Here is a 15,110-nt window from a genome sequence, read left to right as displayed (position 1 = left end):
ACGCGGTCTGTCAGAAAAACCGCGTTATCGTTCTTCGCGGGCAAGCCTCGCTCCTACAAGGGCGGGGTTATCAGGCGAGTTCGGGGGTGGTGGCGTAGGCGTGTTCCAGCAACACGGTGAAGCGGTTGAACGCATTAATTGCGCCTTTATCCAGCTCGGCTTCTTCCTGTTCGGTGAGTTCCAGGCCATCCAGCGTCTTGACGAAGCTTTTCCAGCCTTCAGCGCGGCCGCCGGCCGGTTCGCCGAGGTGACGGGCGCCGAAGGTCTCGCTCAGACCCAGGCCGACAGCCCGCTTGATCAGGAACGCTGCACCGAGCTTCGAGCCTTCGGACACAAACAACCAACCCAGCGCTTCGGCTTTGCTCGGGGTGTTCACTGCGCCAGCGACAGGCGCCGGCACTTCGGTGTCCAGATCGGCCAGGTCAGCCTTGGCCGCCTCGGCACGGCAGCGCGCTGCCAGATCGGGAACGATGGCGATCAGTTCGGCATCGTTGTACAGCGCCACCAGCTCCGACTGGAACAGATACTGCGCCACCACGAAACGGGCGAAATTGGCCTGGGTTTCGAACGGCGCGTGGGCTTTGACCAGCGCATCGAGTTTGGTGTGGGGTTCATGGGTGATCTGGTTCAAGCGTTGCGAGCGCAAAGCCGGGCGTTGAGCAGTGTCCTGGTTAGTCATGAGAAATCCTTGAAGAAAAGAGGCGCTTGGTAACGAGACGAACAAGAAGACGCCTGACAGTAAAAAAACTCACTGTGCGGCTCTATAAAAAGCCGCGCAGTGAGCGTGCAGGATCAGATGTCCCAGACCAGATTGACCGCGAAGTTGCGACCCGGCTGAGTCAGGCGATCAAGGTTGGCCGGGCTGAGGACCGACGCCTCGCCGACGCCGTCGTAACCGCGCACGTCATCCCACAGCCAGTACTTTTTGTCGGTCAGGTTGTAGACCCCGGCGCTGACGGTCACGTCGTCCGTCACTTTGTAGAAACCGGTCAGGTCCAGCACGCCGAAGCCCGGCGATTTGAACTGGCTGCTGACGCCGTCCGGCGACTTGAATTTGGTGTCGTCGACACGATCCTTCTTTTTCACCAGCGTCCAGCTGAGCAAACCACCGTAGTTGTCCTGGTCGTAACCGAGGCCGAACACGCCGGTCAGCGGGTTGACGCTGTTGATCGGTTCGCCGTTGTCATTGTTGCGACCGTAGGCGTAGGCCACCGAGCCCTGGGTGTACAGACCTTGTGGCGCGCCGAAGACGTCGAGGTTCAGACGTCCCTTGACCTCTGCGCCCTTGATCGTGGCGCGCTTGATGTTGGCGCTCTGGAAGGTCAGCTCGTTGTAACCGGGGGAGATGGCATCCTCTTCGATGAAGTCGCGGTACTTGTTGTAGAACACGGCCACATCGAAGGAGCCCGATTCGAATTGACCGCGCAGACCGGTTTCAAAACCTTTGCTGGTTTCCGGGTCGAGGTTCGGGTTGGGTTCCACGCGATAACCGGTGGTGGTGTTCTCGAAGCGCCCGTACAACGCCTTGGCGGTTGGTGTGCGGAAACCTTCGGCGTACTGGCCATACCAGGTGTACTGGTCAGTCAGGGCGTAGGTCAGGCCGAATTTCGGCGACACGCGATGCCAGGTTTTTGAGTCGTTGCTGACGGTGCCGCGGCCATCGGCCGCCACGGTGTTCAAGAACTCCTGGGTGATGTGCGGCTTGAGCTCGGTGTAGTCGTAGCGCAGCCCCGGCAGGAAGGTCCATTTGTCCCAGCTGATTTGATCCTGGGCGAACAAACTGTAGGTGTTGACGGTCGGATCGGGGAAGTCGCTGGATTTTTTCAGCACGTCTGCGGTGCTGACGGCGCCGAGGGTTCGGCAGGAGCCAAAGACCGCGAGGCAGGTGCCGTTGCCGCTGCGCGAACCGGTGACTTTCTGCTGCTTGATCGTGGTGCCGTAGGTCAGCAGGTGTTCGGTGTCGGCAAGACTGAAAGCCTTGTCCAGTTGCGCGTCAAACACCCACTGCTTTTCTTCATAAAGGGTTTCGCGGGTACGCAGCACTTTACGTGAGATCGGGTAGTAGAACTCTTCGGTGCTCTGGTCGGTCTTGGCGACTTGGTGGTTCAGGCTCCACTTGACGTTGTCTGCCAGCAGACTGTCGAGGGCGAAGCTGTGTTCCAGGCCGAAACGCTCGCGGGTGACGGTGTCGTTACCGGTGCGCCACTGGTACATGCCGCCCGGCAGGACGCTGGCCGGAATCGCCGGCTGGCCTTTGTCGAACGGACCGCCGTAGGCACTTTTCTGATCGGTGTCGCGGTCGTCCTTGTACTTTTCATACGTCAGGCCCAGGCGCGAATCTTCGTTGTAGTTCCAGCCGATCTTGGCCAGCACGTTGTAGGTACGCACGTCTTCCGGGTTGGCCGCAGTGCGCGCCAGGCCGGTGCCGTTGTTGCTGCCGTAGGATTCGGTTTCATGACCGTCGCGCTGGCTGTAATGCAGCAAGCCATCGAACTGATCGGCGCGGCCGGCCACGGTCGCGGACTTCAACCAGCTCTCGTCGGCGGAGCTGTAGCCGGTTTTCAGGCGGGCGCCGACGTCTTTGCCGGGTTTGATGATGTCGTCCGGGTCGAGGGTGAAATAGCTGACCGCGCCGCCGATGGCGTTGCTGCCGTACAGCACCGAGGCCGGCCCACGGAGGATTTCGACGCGTTTGATGATCTCCGGGTCGACGTAGTTGCGCTGGGTCTTGGCGTAAGGGCCGTTGAAGAAATCGTTGGGTACTTCGACGCCGTCGACCTGGGTCAGGATCCGGTCGCCGTCGATGCCGCGGATGTTGTAGCCGCTGATCCCGCCGCGCTGGCCCGCTCCACCGACCGAAACGCCCGGTTCGTAACGCACCAGGTTCTTGATGGTGTTGACGTTGTTGCGGTCCAGCTCTTCGCGGGTGTGAACGGTGACGGTGCCCGGCACGCTTTCCACGGTTTGTTCCTGGCGGGTGGCGCTGATGGTCACCTGTTGCAGGTTGAGCGCGCCGCTGCTCGGGCGCTTTTCCAGGACGATGTTGTTGTTGCCCAGTTTGCGATAGCTCAGGTTGGTCCCCACCAACAGGCGATCCAGGGCTTTCTCCGGCGACAAGGACCCGCGCACACCCGGCGAGGCCACGCCTTGTCCAAGTTCTGCCGGCAAGCCGACCTGCCAGCCCGTCACCGCTGTAAAGGCATTGAGTGCCGAGACCAGCGACTGTTGCGGGATCGCAAACGCGTAATCGCCCATGTTGCGCGTCGGTTGCTCGGCGGCGGTGGCGGCCATCAGCGGCGCGCTACCAGCCATGAGGATGGCGGCGGTCAACAGCGAGAGCACGCGGGACGGTGAAGAGGAGTGGCGGGTAAGGCGAGAGGACATCGATAGCGCTCCGAGTCGCACGAATCTTTATAGGTGCTGATTGGCATATGAAGATGCGAATCAATTGCATTGGCTATAACGAGACGTACGAGCTTCAGCTATCGAGTAAAAATAATTCTCATTTAGTTCAGGATCACCAGCGCCGGATATTCCTGGAGCCGCGCCGAGGTGATGTGCGCCAGGGAGCGGACCACGTCCAGCGGCTGGTCGAGACGGTAATTGCCGGTCACGGCGACGTCGGCCAACTGCTCGTTGTTGTTGATGATCCAGCCTGGGTAGTAGCGACGCAATTCCGCCAGCACCTGGCTCATCGGGCAGTTTTCGAACACCAGTCGGCCCTGGACCCAGGCCAGGTCAGTCGCGGCGTCGAGCCTGGCCGGCCGGTCGAAACCGTTGGGGCCGATGCGGATGCTTTCGCCGGCAGACAGGCGAATCCGTGCATCGTCGCGGGTCGCCCGCAAGTCGACATCACCACGCTGCACTTGAACCTGCGTCACGCCATCGAGGTAGCGCACCGCAAACGCCGTGTCGTGCACGCTGGCCTTCACCGGTCCGGCGTCGATTTCCAGCGGCTGGCCGCGATGGGCCGGCACTTCGAAAAACGCTTCGCCCTGATAAAGACGGGCGACGCGCTGCTGATCGTTGATGGTGCTGGAAAACGCCGAGTTGGTATTGAGCAGGACTTTCGAGCCGTCCTCCAGTTGCAGGCGCTGACGCTCACCGACCACCGTCAGGTGATCGGCCTGGAGACGCAGGGGCAGGTTGCTGAAACTGAACAGGCCGAGGATCAACACGGCAGCGGTGGCCAACGGTTTCCAGTGCGGGCGCAGGCGCGACAACACGGTGACTTTGGGTGGCAGCGCGGCCAGGTGTTGCGCGCATTGCACGACTTGCGGGCCGTCCCAGATGGCCTGGGCCTTGGCGAACGCTTGTGCATGCAAAGGGTCGGCGTCCAGCCATGCCTGGAACTGGCGAGACTGTTCTTCGCTCGGACTGCCCAGCACGATCAGCCAGTCCAGGGCCTGGTCCATCGCACTTGCGGAGTCCCGCGCCGGGGAGGGCGGAGGGGAGCGGTGGGTGTCCGTCACGGTGTTTCCTCGGCAGTGTCTGTGCACGGCTGTTTTTTAGTGGAGCTTGAAAGTGGGCAAGGGTAGCAAAGCCTTGCTTGCTCAGTCGCCGTTTAACCGTTCGGCGACACCGATGCAGATGGCCATGATCAGCTTCAACTCCTTTTGCACCGTGCTCAATGACACGCCGAGCTTCTCGGAAATCTCCAGATAGCTGTGCCCGTGCAAACGGCTGAGAATGAAAATCTGCTGCTGACGGGCGCTGAGTTCACTGAGGCTCACGTTCAAACGCTCCAGCAATTGTTTGGCATGGGCGGCGTCCTCGGCACTGCTGGCCGGCGCGGCAATGCTTTCCACCACGTCCATCGGCACGTCGTCGAGCATCGTCCGGGACTGAATGCGCCGCGCACGCAAATGGTCCAGCGCCAGGTTGCGGGCGGTCTGGAAAACAAAGGGTTCAAGGTGGTCGATGGCCCGTTCGCTGAGCGCACGGGTCACGCGCAGGTAGGTCTCCTGCAAGAGGTCTTCGGCGGTGCTGTGATTGTTGACCATCCGCTCCAGCGTGCGCAGCAGAGAGACGCGCTGGGCGATGAAGACATGATTGAAGCGCGATTGACTCACGGGAGGACCTGATCCATTTCGATCAAATGATAATGCTTATCATCCGCTGCAATGGTCAAGTCCTGATTTGTGAAGGTTTATGCGCGGCCCAGCAAATAGGTCGCGTAATCGGGAATGCGATGGGAATGCGCCTGATCCATTAACGGGCTGCTGAGCAGGTAGTCGGCGCTGCATTCATTGCAGGCGACGGGAATGTTCCAGACTGCCGCGACCCGCAGCAATGCCTTAATGTCCGGGTCATGGGGTTGCGGTTCGAACGGGTCCCAGAAGAACACCAGCATGTCGACCCGCTGCTCGGCGATTTGCGCCCCGAGTTGTTGGTCGCCGCCCAATGGGCCGCTGATCATGCTTTCCACGGGCAGGTCGAGGCGTTGTTGCAATAACAAACCCGTGGTGCCAGTGGCGACCAGTTCATGTTGCGCGAGCTTGTCTTTGTGCCGCTCGGCCCAGTCCAGCAGGAACACCTTGCAGTGATCGTGGGCGACCAGGGCGATGCGTTTGCGCACGGCGACGGTTTTTTGCGTGAAGCTGATACCGATCATGGGGTATTCCGTAGGCAGGTTACCGACGATGGTTGAGTACGCCATCGCCTGTAGGAGCGAGGCTTGCCCGCGAACCGAGCGGCGCGATGTATCTGTTAGACCGCGTCATCGTTCTTCGCCGGCAAGCCTGGCTCCTACAGAGTCGGGTACGGCGCAACAGGCACAGAGTTACTCAGCGTTGCACAGCGCCAGGCAGTTATCGAGCATGCGGTTGGAGAAGCCCCATTCGTTGTCGTACCAGGCCAGAACCTTGAGCAGCTTGCCGCTGGACTTGGTGTGGTTGGCGTCGAAGATCGACGACAGCGGGTTGTGGTTGAAGTCGCTCGAGACCAGCGGCAACGTGTTGTAGCCCAGAATCTTCGAATGCTGGCTGGCTTCCTTGAGCAGCGCGTTCACTTCATCGGCCGACGCCTCGCGCTTCAGTTGCACGGTCAGGTCCACCAGCGACACGTTGATCACCGGCACACGCACGGCCATGCCGGTCAGTTTGCCTGCCAGTTCCGGCAGCACCAGGCCGACCGCTTCGGCCGCACCGGTCTTGCTCGGGATCATGTTCTGGGTGGCCGAACGCGCGCGGTACGGGTCGGTGTGGTAGACGTCGGTCAGGTTTTGATCGTTGGTGTAGGCGTGGATGGTGGTCATCAAACCACTTTCGATGCCCAGCTCGCGGTGCAGCACCTGGGCCACCGGGGCCAGGCAGTTGGTGGTGCACGACGCGTTGGAAATAATCTGGTGCGATTGGCGCAGAATGTCGTGGTTCACCCCATACACCACGGTGGCGTCGGCGCCTTTGGCCGGTGCAGAGATGATCACTTTGCGCGCGCCGGCCGTAATATGCGCGGCGGCTTTGGCCCGGTCGGTGAACAAACCGGTGCATTCGAACACGACATCAATCTTTTCCGCAGCCCACGGCAGCTCGGCCGGGTTACGAATGGCGCTGACGGAAATCCGGTCGCCGTTGACGGTCAGGCTTTCCTGATCATGCTGGACATCGGCGTCGAACGTGCCGTGAACAGTGTCGTACTTGAGCAGATGAGCGTTCATCGCGCTGTCGCCCAGGTCATTGATTGCAACGATCTGCAAATCCTGACGGTAGCCTTGGGTATACAGTGCGCGAAGGACGTTGCGGCCGATACGGCCAAAACCATTGATTGCGATTCGAAGAGTCATTTAACAGGGCCGCCGTCGTTTTGTTGTTGGAATTACAAGATTATTCGCATAAAAATAGAAAACAAGCCTTTTTAGTGGCAATATTTTGTTCAATCTACAACGAGTGACCTGAATCAACTGGTCCGAATGATCAAGAAAGCCGTTTGTCATCCCATCAACAACGGCTCTTGTTCAGCATAGACAATCAGGTCGCCACATCCGTTAGCCTGGAGTTCTACACATGCATCCCCGCGTCCTTGAGGTCACCGAACGGCTTATCGCCCGCAGCCGCGCAACCCGCGAGGCTTACCTTGCGCTCATTCGCGGTGCGGCCAGCGACGGTCCGATGCGCGGCAAGCTGCAATGCGCCAACTTCGCCCATGGCGTGGCCGGTTGCGGCACCGAAGACAAGAACAGCCTGCGAATGATGAACTCCGCGAACATCGCGATTGTTTCGTCATATAACGACATGCTCTCGGCGCATCAGCCGTACGAAGTCTTTCCTGAACTGATCAAAAAAGCCCTGCGCGAAATCGGCTCCGTCGGCCAGTTCGCCGGCGGCACCCCGGCGATGTGCGATGGCGTGACCCAAGGCGAGCCGGGCATGGAACTGAGCCTGCCAAGCCGTGAAGTGATCGCGCTGTCCACCGCTGTTGCCCTTTCCCACAACATGTTCGATGGCGCGCTGATGCTCGGCATCTGCGACAAGATCGTGCCGGGCCTGATGATGGGCGCGTTGCGCTTCGGTCATCTGCCGATGATTTTCGTACCGGGCGGGCCGATGGTCTCGGGCATTTCCAACAAGCAGAAAGCCGATGTGCGTCAGCGCTATGCCGAAGGCAAGGCCTCGCGCGAAGAGCTGCTGGAATCGGAAATGAATTCCTACCACAGCCCCGGCACCTGCACCTTCTACGGCACCGCCAACACCAACCAGTTGCTGATGGAAGTCATGGGCCTGCACTTGCCGGGCGCTTCTTTCGTCAACCCGAACACGCCGTTGCGCGATGCCCTGACTCGCGAAGCGGCGCATCAGGTCACGCGCCTGACCAAGCAGAATGGCAACTTCATGCCGATCGGCGAAATCGTCGATGAACGTTCGCTGGTCAACTCCATCGTGGCGCTGCACGCCACCGGCGGCTCGACCAACCACACTTTGCACATGCCGGCGATTGCCATGGCGGCGGGCATTCAACTGACCTGGCAGGACATGGCCGACCTCTCCGAAGTCGTGCCGACCCTGAGCCACGTCTACCCGAACGGCAAAGCCGACATCAACCACTTCCAGGCGGCGGGCGGCATGTCGTTCCTGATCCGCGAACTGCTGGAAGCCGGCCTGCTCCACGAAAACGTCAACACGGTTCTGGGCCACGGCCTGAGCCGCTACACCAAGGAACCGTTCCTCGATAACGGTGAGCTGGTATGGCGCGAAGGCGTCACCGACAGCCTCGATGAAACCATCCTGCGCCCGGTGGCGCGTGCGTTTTCGCCCGAGGGCGGCTTGCGCGTGATGGAAGGCAACCTCGGTCGTGGCGTGATGAAAGTCTCGGCAGTCGCCTTGGAAAACCAGATCGTCGAAGCACCGGCAATGGTGTTCCAGGATCAACAGGATCTGGCCGATGCGTTCAAGGCCGGTTTGCTGGAGAAGGACTTTGTCGCGGTGATGCGCTTCCAGGGCCCGCGCTCCAACGGCATGCCGGAACTGCACAAAATGACGCCGTTCCTCGGCGTGCTGCAGGATCGCGGCTTCAAAGTCGCGCTGGTCACCGACGGGCGCATGTCCGGCGCCTCGGGGAAAATCCCGGCGGCGATTCACGTCAGCCCCGAAGCTTACGTGGGCGGCGCTTTGGCGCGAGTCCAAGAGGGCGATATCATCCGCGTCGATGGCGTCAAAGGCACCCTGGAGCTTAAGGTGGACGCCGAAGAATTCGCAGCGCGCACGCCGGCCAAGGGCCTGTTGGGCAACAACATTGGCACTGGTCGCGAGCTGTTTGGTTTCATGCGCATGGCCTTCAGCTCCGCAGAGCAGGGCGCCAGCGCCTTTACTTCTGCCCTGGAGACGCTTAATTGAAACTGGCTTTGGTCGGTGACATCGGTGGGACCAACGCACGTTTCGCGTTGTGGAAAAACCAGCAGCTGGAATCGGTCCAGGTGCTGGCAACGGCAGATTTTCCCAGCCCGGAAGAGGCGATCAGCGTCTATCTGAACGGGCAGGGGTTGGCGCCGGGTTCGATTGGTTCCGTGTGTCTGTCAGTGGCCGGCCCGGTGAGCGGTGATGAATTCAAGTTCACCAACAATCACTGGCGCCTCAGCCGCAAGGCGTTCTGCCAGACCCTGCAAGTGGAGCAACTGCTGCTGGTCAACGATTTCTCGGCGATGGCTCTGGGCATGACCCGTTTGCAGCCGGGCGAATTCCGCGTGGTTTGCGAAGGCACGCCGGAACCGTTGCGCCCGGCGGTGGTGATTGGTCCGGGCACGGGGTTGGGCGTCGGTACTTTGCTCGATCTCGGCGAAGGGCGTTTTGCTGCATTGCCGGGCGAGGGCGGCCACGTCGATTTGCCGTTGAGCAGCCCGCGTGAAACTCAGTTGTGGCAGCACATCTTCAACGAGATTGGGCATGTCAGCGCGGAAACGGCGTTGAGTGGCAGCGGCTTGCCGCGCGTCTATCGGGCGATTTGCGCGGTGGACGGGCACACGCCTGTGCTCGAAACGCCGGAAGCGATTACCGCCGCCGGCCTGGCGGGTGATCCGATTGCGCTGGAAGTGCTGGAACAGTTCTGCTGCTGGCTCGGTCGCGTGGCGGGCAACAACGTGCTCACCACGGGGGCGCGCGGTGGTGTGTTTATCGTCGGTGGGGTGATCCCACGGTTTGCCGATTTCTTCCTCGAAAGCGGTTTTGCGCGGTGCTTTGCCGACAAGGGTTGCATGAGTGATTACTTCAAGGGAATTCCGGTGTGGCTGGTGACGGCGCCGTATTCCGGGTTGGTGGGTGCGGGTGTGGCCCTCGACCAGGCATAAGGACCGCGTCGTTCTCTTCGCGGGCAAGTCGGACGCCGCACCGCTCGCTCCTACAGAAGCACCGGAGCAACCTGTAGGAGCGAGGCTTGCCCGCGAAGAGGCCGGAACAGACACATAGATTTATGATCGATCAGGCATAATCCTCAAATTCAAACAACAAGGACGCCGCCCCGTGAGCTCAGTCAACAAGTCGATTTTGTTGGTCGATGACGATCAAGAGATACGCGAGTTGCTGGACACCTACCTGACCCGTGCGGGTTTCCAGGTACGTACCACGCCCGACGGCGCCGGTTTCCGCCAGGCGTTGAACGATGCGCCGAGCGATCTGGTGATCCTCGACGTGATGCTGCCCGACGAAGACGGTTTCAGCCTCTGCCGCTGGATCCGCCAGCACCCGCGGCAGGCGCAAGTGCCGATCATCATGCTCACCGCCAGCTCCGACGAAGCCGACCGCGTCATCGGCCTGGAACTGGGCGCCGACGACTACCTTGGCAAACCCTTCAGCCCTCGTGAATTGCAGGCGCGGATCAAAGCCTTGTTGCGTCGTGCGCAATTCGGCCAGGAACGTTCCGGCAGTGAAGTGCTGGCCTTTGATGACTGGCGACTGGACATGGTCAGCCATCGGCTGTTCCACATCGATGGCGAAGAAGTGATTCTCTCCGGCGCTGATTTCGCCCTGCTGAAACTGTTCCTCGATCACCCCCAGGAAATCCTCGACCGCGACACCATCGGCAACGCCACCCGTGGCCGCGACCTGATGCCGCTGGACCGGATCGTCGACATGGCTGTCAGCCGTTTACGCCAACGCCTGCGCGATACCGAAAAACCGCCACGACTGATCCGCACCGTGCGTGGCAGCGGTTATCAGTTGGCGGCCAATGTGGTTGCCAGCAATGGTCACTGAGGTGTTGCGCAAGCTCGCGGCAAAGGTTCCGGTCCCGCGTTCGCTGCTCGGGCGGATGTTGCTGCTGACCTTGCTGGCGGTGTTGTTCGCGCAGACGTTGTCGAGCGTGATCTGGGTCTCGCAATTGCGTGCCACGCAGCTGGAAGGCCTGGTCACCAGCGCCCGCAGCCTTGCCCATTCGATGACCGCCAGCGTCAGTTATTTTCGCTCGTTGCCGGTCGCGTTCAGGCCGCTGGTGCTCGACCAGTTGCGCAGCATGGGCGGCACCCGTTTCGTGGTGACCCTCAACGACAAACCGCTGGGCATGGAAGTGCTGCCGATCACCCCGCGCAAAGCGGCGGTGCTCAAAGCGGTGGACGAAGTGCTGCGTCAGTCGCTCGGCCAGGACACCGATATCTCGGTGACCTTTGTCAGCCCCGAAGACCTGCGGATCTTCAACGGTGGCCTGAAACTGGATGAGCTGCCGCGTTCCTGGGCGCACTACGCATTGACCCTTGAGCCGGTGAATCCGCCGGTGCTGGTCACGCAAATCCAGATGGCGCCGGGCGAGTGGCTGTACATCGCCTCGCTGTTGCCCGAGCCCTACACCAGCCTTGAAGAGCAAGGCCTGCCGGCGCAGCAAGTCTGGTTCATCGTCCTCACCAGCGGCTTTTTGCTGTTGTTCATCGGCCTGCTGGTGCACTGGCAGAGCCGGCCGCTCAAGCGTTTGGCGCGGGCGGCGCGGGACATGTCCCTCGGGGCGGAAGTCGAGCCGGTGGCCGAAGGCGGCGGCAGTGAAGTGGTCGAAGTGGGGCGCGCCTTCAATGCGATGCGCGAACGTATCAGCCGTTACCTGACTGAGCGCAGCCAGTTGTTCAGTGCGATTTCCCATGATTTGCGCACGCCGATTACCCGCTTGCGCCTGCGTGTCGAATTGCTGGAAGACGAAAAGCTGCAAGCCAAATTCGGTCGTGATCTTGATGAATTGGAGCTGCTGGTCAAAGGCGCGCTGCAATGCGTGAAAGACACCGACATCCACGAAAACATCGAACAGGTGGACCTCAACCATGTGCTCGATTGCCTGGTGGAGCCGTATCTGGCGCCTAACGGCAATGGTCGCGTGACCCAGCAGGGGCGGGCGCTGGCGGCGTATCCGGGCAAACCGCTGGCGCTCAAGCGCTGCATCGGCAACCTGATCGACAACGCCTTGAAGTACGGTCAGAACGCGCACCTGCACATCGATGACGACGAGAACGCGTTTGTCCTGCATGTCGATGACGAAGGGCCGGGTGTGCCGGAGCAGCGGCTGGAGCAGGTGTTCGAGCCGCACTTTCGTCTGGCCGGGCAGCAGCAGGGTTATGGGTTGGGGTTGGGCATTGCGCGCAACATTGCCCATAGCCATGGCGGGGAAGTCAGCCTGCAAAACCTGCGTGAAGGCGGGTTGCGGGTGACACTCCAATTGCCTCGATCAATCGACTGACACACAACCTTGTAGGAGCCGGCTTGCTGGCGATAGCGGCGTGCCTGACACGCCGCGTTATCGTTGATCGCCAGCAAGCCGGCTCCTACAAAAGCAAACAGGCGCCACGCCCTGAAATTGTCACAGCTTGGTGACATAACTCGCCCCCTTCGTTACAAGCCCGCCACCGCCCGTTGTTTAGACTGCCCGCAGTCATAACAACAAAAAAGGCACCCCATGGACACCTTCCAACCCGCCTTCAGCAGTTGGCTGAACGCACCGGCCCATCAGCAATGGCTCGCCGCCGAAGGCCTGCGCCTGCTGGCATTCGCCAAGGCTTCGAAGCTCCCCGAGGGCTTCGGCAATCTCGACGAAAAGGGCTGTCTCCCGACCAACGCCCATGCCGAAACCATGAACACCGCGCGCATGACCCACAGCTTCGCCATGGCGCACATCCAGGGCCTGCCGGGTTTCGCCGAGCTGGTGGATCACGGCATCAATGCCCTTCGCGGGCCGTTGCGCGATGCCGAGCATGGCGGCTGGTTCGCCACCGCGCATCCCCTTGACGACAACACCGGCAAGGCCGCTTACCTGCACGCTTTCGTTGCCCTGGCCGCCAGTTCCGCCGTGGTGGCGCGGCGTCCCGGCGCACAGGCCTTGCTCGATGACGCGATTAACATCATCGACACGTATTTCTGGAGTGAGGAGGAGGGCGCAATGCGCGAATCCTTCAATCGCGACTGGCGTGAAGAGGAAAGTTATCGCGGCGCCAACAGCAACATGCACGCCACCGAAGCCTTCCTCGCGCTGGCCGATGTCACGCAAGACAATCGCTGGTTGTGCCGCGCGCAACGGATCGTCGAGCGCGTGATTCATGGTCACGCCGCCGCCAACGATTACCTGGTGGTCGAACATTTCGACCGCGACTGGCAGCCGTTGCGCGACTACAACCACGACAACCCGGCCGACGGTTTCCGTCCTTACGGCACCACGCCGGGCCACGGCTTCGAATGGGCCCGGCTGTTGCTGCACCTCGAAGCTGCGCGAGTACAGGCCGGGATGCTGACGCCCGGTTGGCTCGCCACCGACGCGCAAAAACTCTTCGAGCACAACTGCCGCCACGGCTGGGATGTCGACGGGCTGCCCGGGATTGTCTACACCCTCGATTGGGATAATCGCGCGGTGGTTCGCCATCGTTTGCACTGGACCCATTGCGAAGCCAGCGCCGCCGCCAGCGCGCTGCTTAAACGCACGGGCGATGAGCAATATGAAACCTGGTACCGACTGTTCTGGGAATTTTGTGACAGTCATTTCATCGACCACTGCGAGGGCAGTTGGTATCACGAGCTCGATCCGCAGAACCGTCCGAGCGCCGATATCTGGGCCGGCAAACCCGATCTCTATCACGCCTGGCAAGCCGTGTTGATTCCGCGCCTGCCGCTGGCGCCGAGCATGGCCAGTGCCTTGGCGAGTCTGTCCCAGAGCGGTTCTATGTAACCATGCGGTGACATTCACGCGTCCCTTCGTTACCTGCGAGGGGATGACTCCTGTTTAAAATCCTATGCAGCGCAAGCACCAGACTTGCATGCATAACAACAAGAAAGGTACTACTAGATGAATGCGATTTCTCGCCTCGCTACTGTCATTTCTCTCGCGTCGCTGCTTCCCCTCAGTGCATTTCCTCTCAGTGGCCTTGCCGCCGATTCCAAAGGTTCGGTGGAAGTTGTTCACTGGTGGACGTCGGGTGGTGAAAAAGCAGCGGTCGATGTCCTCAAGGCTCAAGTCGAAAAAGACGGCTTCACCTGGAAGGACGGCGCAGTCGCCGGTGGTGGCGGTTCCACGGCCATGACCGTACTGAAAAGCCGCGCAGTCGCCGGTAACCCGCCGGGCGTTGCCCAGATCAAGGGTCCGGACATCCAGGAGTGGGGCAGCACTGGCCTGCTCAGCACCGACACCCTGAAAGACGTTTCCAAGTCCGAAGGCTGGGATAACCTGCTGATCAAGAAAGTCTCCGACACCGTCAAATACGAAGGCGACTACGTGGCCGTTCCGGTGAACATTCACCGTGTGAACTGGCTGTGGATCAACCCGGAAGTGTTCAAGAAAGCCGGGATCGACAAAGCCCCGACCACCCTCGAAGAATTCTACGCCGCCGGCGACAAGCTCAAAGCCGCCGGCTTCATCGCGCTCGCCCACGGTGGTCAGCCTTGGCAGGACAGCACCGTGTTTGAAGACGTGGTGCTCTCGGTCATGGGCGCCGACGGTTACAAAAAAGCGTTGGTAGACCTGGATCAGAAAACCCTGTCCGGGCCGGAAATGACCAAGTCGTTCACCGAGCTGAAAAAACTCACCGGCTACATGGACCCGAACCGCGCCGGTCGTGACTGGAACATCGCTGCCGCCGAGGTCATCAACGGCAAGGCCGGTATGCAGATGATGGGCGACTGGGCGAAAAGCGAATGGACTGCGGCGAAGAAAGTCGCCGGCAAGGACTACCAGTGCGTGCCGTTCCCGGGCACCGAAAAAGCCTTCACCTACAACATCGACTCGATGGCTGTATTCAAGTTGAAAGCTGATCGCAAGGGTGACATCGCCGCCCAGCAAGACCTGGCCAAGGTCGCCCTGGGGACCGACTTCCAGAAAGTCTTCAGCATCAACAAAGGCTCGATCCCGGTCCGTACCGACATGCTGAACGAGATGGACAAGCTCGGTTTCGACGCCTGCGCTCAAACCGCCGCCAAGGACTTCCTGGCGGACGAGAAAACCGGCGGCCTGCAACCAAGCATGGCGCACAACATGGCCACTTCCCTGGCCGTGCAAGGCGCGATCTTCGACGTGGTCACCAACTTCATGAACGACAAGGACGCTGACCCGGCCAAGGCCAGCGCCCAACTGGCATCGGCTGTCAAAGCCGCCCAGTAATCCCTGAGGCCGCAGGCTCGCCTGCGGCAATTTTCTGGGACCGTTCCCCTTGTAGGAGCGAGGCTTGC

At 60.9% G+C, this 15,110-nt stretch carries 12 protein-coding genes; 6 read left to right on the top strand and 6 right to left on the bottom strand.

Going from position 1 to position 15,110, the window contains the following annotated elements; translation table 11 throughout:
* Positions 1 to 70: 70 nt before the first annotated feature.
* The 6 genes from KGA82_RS05215 to gap all read right to left on the bottom strand — a co-directional run bounded on the left by KGA82_RS05215 (position 71) and on the right by gap (position 6,784).
* Positions 71 to 679, bottom strand: a complete 609-nt coding sequence (locus KGA82_RS05215; protein ID WP_192229112.1) for a biliverdin-producing heme oxygenase — start codon at positions 677 to 679, stop codon at positions 71 to 73.
* Between the two features lie 113 nt (positions 680 to 792).
* Complete coding sequence (locus KGA82_RS05210; protein WP_207285456.1) at positions 793 to 3,384, bottom strand: TonB-dependent receptor; 2,592 nt, start codon at positions 3,382 to 3,384, stop codon at positions 793 to 795.
* Positions 3,385 to 3,506: 122 nt separating this feature from the next.
* Complete coding sequence (locus KGA82_RS05205) at positions 3,507 to 4,472, bottom strand: FecR family protein (protein WP_207285455.1); 966 nt, start codon at positions 4,470 to 4,472, stop codon at positions 3,507 to 3,509.
* A gap of 81 nt (positions 4,473 to 4,553) precedes the next feature.
* Positions 4,554 to 5,072, bottom strand: coding sequence for an RNA polymerase sigma factor (locus tag KGA82_RS05200; RefSeq protein ID WP_008038635.1), 519 nt, complete (start codon positions 5,070 to 5,072; stop codon positions 4,554 to 4,556).
* A gap of 77 nt (positions 5,073 to 5,149) precedes the next feature.
* Positions 5,150 to 5,614 carry a methylglyoxal synthase gene (locus tag KGA82_RS05195; protein ID WP_223449770.1) on the bottom strand — a complete coding sequence of 155 codons (465 nt, stop codon included), beginning with the start codon at positions 5,612 to 5,614 and terminating at the stop codon, positions 5,150 to 5,152.
* Positions 5,615 to 5,782: 168 nt separating this feature from the next.
* Positions 5,783 to 6,784: a type I glyceraldehyde-3-phosphate dehydrogenase gene (gap, locus tag KGA82_RS05190; protein ID WP_008031008.1), complete on the bottom strand. Its 1,002-nt coding sequence runs from the start codon at positions 6,782 to 6,784 to the stop codon at positions 5,783 to 5,785.
* Positions 6,785 to 7,004: 220 nt separating this feature from the next.
* On the opposite strand from gap, the gene edd reads away from it, so the two are divergent.
* From edd to KGA82_RS05160, 6 genes are all read left to right on the top strand, one after another.
* Positions 7,005 to 8,831, top strand: coding sequence for a phosphogluconate dehydratase (gene edd, locus KGA82_RS05185; protein WP_008038612.1), 1,827 nt, complete (start codon positions 7,005 to 7,007; stop codon positions 8,829 to 8,831).
* Positions 8,828 to 9,778: a glucokinase gene (locus tag KGA82_RS05180; protein WP_008031013.1), complete on the top strand. Its 951-nt coding sequence runs from the start codon at positions 8,828 to 8,830 to the stop codon at positions 9,776 to 9,778. The genes edd and KGA82_RS05180 overlap by 4 nt, the downstream gene beginning before the upstream one ends.
* A gap of 172 nt (positions 9,779 to 9,950) precedes the next feature.
* Positions 9,951 to 10,682 (top strand): response regulator, encoded by a 732-nt coding sequence (locus tag KGA82_RS05175; RefSeq protein ID WP_008031015.1) that lies wholly within the window; start codon positions 9,951 to 9,953, stop codon positions 10,680 to 10,682.
* On the top strand, positions 10,672 to 12,141 hold the full coding sequence (locus tag KGA82_RS05170) for an ATP-binding protein (protein WP_192229115.1): 1,470 nt from the start codon (positions 10,672 to 10,674) through the stop codon (positions 12,139 to 12,141). Before KGA82_RS05175 ends, KGA82_RS05170 begins: the two co-directional genes overlap by 11 nt.
* A 216-nt stretch (positions 12,142 to 12,357) precedes the next feature.
* Positions 12,358 to 13,617 (top strand): AGE family epimerase/isomerase, encoded by a 1,260-nt coding sequence (locus tag KGA82_RS05165; RefSeq protein ID WP_223449769.1) that lies wholly within the window; start codon positions 12,358 to 12,360, stop codon positions 13,615 to 13,617.
* A gap of 117 nt (positions 13,618 to 13,734) precedes the next feature.
* The gene (locus KGA82_RS05160) at positions 13,735 to 15,042 is read left to right on the top strand and encodes an ABC transporter substrate-binding protein (protein ID WP_008032967.1); all 1,308 of its coding nucleotides are present in this window, start codon (positions 13,735 to 13,737) and stop codon (positions 15,040 to 15,042) included.
* Positions 15,043 to 15,110 lie beyond the last annotated feature (68 nt).

It is taken from the genome of Pseudomonas sp. BF-RE-22 (genome assembly GCF_019956155.1).
GTDB lineage: Bacteria > Pseudomonadota > Gammaproteobacteria > Pseudomonadales > Pseudomonadaceae > Aquipseudomonas > Aquipseudomonas migulae.
Note: the sequence above shows the minus strand (reverse complement) of the source record. Positions and strands in the feature narration are given on the sequence as shown.

Bases quoted from the DNA above. Each gene is read 5' to 3' on its own strand.
- KGA82_RS05215 (WP_192229112.1), bottom strand. From the start codon at position 679: ATGACTAACCAGGACACTGCTCAACGCCCGGCTTTGCGCTCGCAACGC.
- KGA82_RS05210 (WP_207285456.1), bottom strand. From the start codon at position 3,384: ATGTCCTCTCGCCTTACCCGCCACTCCTCTTCACCGTCCCGCGTGCTC.
- KGA82_RS05195 (WP_223449770.1), bottom strand. From the start codon at position 5,614: ATGATCGGTATCAGCTTCACGCAAAAAACCGTCGCCGTGCGCAAACGC.
- gap (WP_008031008.1), bottom strand. From the start codon at position 6,784: ATGACTCTTCGAATCGCAATCAATGGTTTTGGCCGTATCGGCCGCAAC.
- edd (WP_008038612.1), top strand. From the start codon at position 7,005: ATGCATCCCCGCGTCCTTGAGGTCACCGAACGGCTTATCGCCCGCAGC.
- KGA82_RS05170 (WP_192229115.1), top strand. From the start codon at position 10,672: ATGGTCACTGAGGTGTTGCGCAAGCTCGCGGCAAAGGTTCCGGTCCCG.
- KGA82_RS05165 (WP_223449769.1), top strand. From the start codon at position 12,358: ATGGACACCTTCCAACCCGCCTTCAGCAGTTGGCTGAACGCACCGGCC.
- KGA82_RS05160 (WP_008032967.1), top strand. From the start codon at position 13,735: ATGAATGCGATTTCTCGCCTCGCTACTGTCATTTCTCTCGCGTCGCTG.